The sequence below is a fragment of the uncultured Jatrophihabitans sp. genome (assembly GCF_964244045.1).
GTDB lineage: Bacteria > Actinomycetota > Actinomycetes > Mycobacteriales > Jatrophihabitantaceae > Jatrophihabitans.
In genome coordinates this window covers 3929-5660 of sequence record NZ_CAXTHK010000069.1, presented here as the reverse complement: position 1 = coordinate 5660, position 1732 = coordinate 3929, and the positions used below count along the sequence as shown (strand labels likewise).

Annotated in this window: 1 protein-coding gene; it reads left to right on the top strand. The window is 66.6% G+C overall.

Features of this window, described 5'->3' with window-relative positions; all coding sequences use genetic code 11:
• A partial coding sequence (locus ACFFC4_RS21950) for an S-layer homology domain-containing protein (RefSeq protein ID WP_375504853.1) occupies window positions 1-1272 on the top strand: 1272 nt, incomplete at its 5' end.
• Window positions 1273-1732 lie beyond the last annotated feature (460 nt).

The window sequence follows — 1732 nt, the reverse complement described above, 5'->3', positions numbered from 1 at the left end:
ACACGGGTGGGGAAATTCAATGAGCATCACTGGGGAATTTCGATGAGCGCGATCACGGGCCGCCGACTGGCGACGATGCTGGCGGTGGGCGCCGTCACCGGCGCCGCCGTCCTGGCCGGCGCGTCGGGGGCGTCTGCCGCGGATACCGATCAAGGCGATTGCGGTCAGGTCGAGAACATCGTTGTCAACTGTGGCTTCGAGACCTTCGGGTTTCCACCGCCTGGATGGAGTACGGACGCCAACGTCAAAGTCCAATCCCTCAGCGGTGTGGACCCGCACTCGGGCACTACCTGGTACGGCACGGAAAGCAAGCCCGACACCGTGACTACTTTGAGCCAGCTACTGACTGTCGCTCCAGACACCACCTATTCAGTGAGTTGGTTCTCCAAGACAGACGGGCCGCTGACGCCGACCAGCTCCACACCGCTCACCGCCTCAGTGACCAACGCCGAGACCGCACAGGGCTCGGTCGGCACCGTCTCGCTACTGACGTCCACGGAGCTACCGCCGACCACCTGGACCCCCTACAGCGCCACATTCACGACACCGCACACCATCGATACCCCGCCATCACTTGAGTTCACCGTCGGGGCCACCACGCTCGGGCCGGGCGAAGATTTCTTTTTCGTCGGTTTCGACGACGTGTCAGTCGTGGCGACGGCCGCGCCCCCGGCTACTACCGGCGGCACCACCGCAACCCCTATGGACTACACCTGCACCGCTGCCCCGTTCCCGGACGTGGCGACGTCGAGCCCGTTCTGCGCGGACATCAACTACCTCACCCGAAACAAGATCACGGCCGGCTACCCCGACGGTGACTTCCGCCCGGCCGCGACGGTGACCCGCCAGGCGATGGCTGCGTTCCTCTACCGCTACGCCAACCCCGGCAACACGGCGGCCGCGTGCACCAGCAAACCGTTCACCGACGTGGCGGTCAGCTCGCCGTTCTGCGCCGACATCGCAGCACTGAAGGCCTCCGGCGCGATCACGGGTTACGCCGACGGCGGTTTCCACCCGACTGCCGCGGTGTCGCGTCAGGCGACCTCGACGTTCCTGTACCGACTCGCCAACCCGGGCGGGACCGCACCGGCCTGCACCAGTGCGGCGTTCAACGACGTGCCCGCGTCCAGCCAGTTCTGCGGTGACATCAACTACCTCGTCACCGAGAAGGTCACCACCGGCTACAGCGACGGCGGCTTCCACCCCACCACCGCCGTCAGCCGGCAGGCCATGGCCGCGTTCCTGCACCGCCTCAACACCGCCACCCGCTAGGGATTGTCGCTTACCGGGCCGCCCTCCCGACCTCGCTGGTCGGGCGGGCGGCGCTGGTCGTCGCGTTGGGCAGGGTGGGGACACTGGCCTCGTGTCCGCTGTTCCGCTGCCAGCCCCCGTCGCACTCGCACGCAGCGTCGGCACGCTCGCTCCGTCCGGGCTGCAGGAACCGGTCTGGGAGCCGAAGTGGGACGGCTACCTTCACTGAATTTGTCAACTCGCAGAAACCTCGACGGCGCATACGACCGCAGGTCGATAGCACGTCGCCTACCGCGGCAGGTCGATTACCAGGCCAGCCAGAGGACTCGCCCGTCGTCGCCGGCGACCCATCAAGCGGGCTTTATGCCGACTTTGCAGTCAACTCGCTGAGGACCGCACTTCTCGGGAATCTCAGCTGCCGTCTGTGTCGGCGAGTCCGGTCCAAGACGGGCTCGTCGACCAGCCCGAAAGCCAGTGTCCG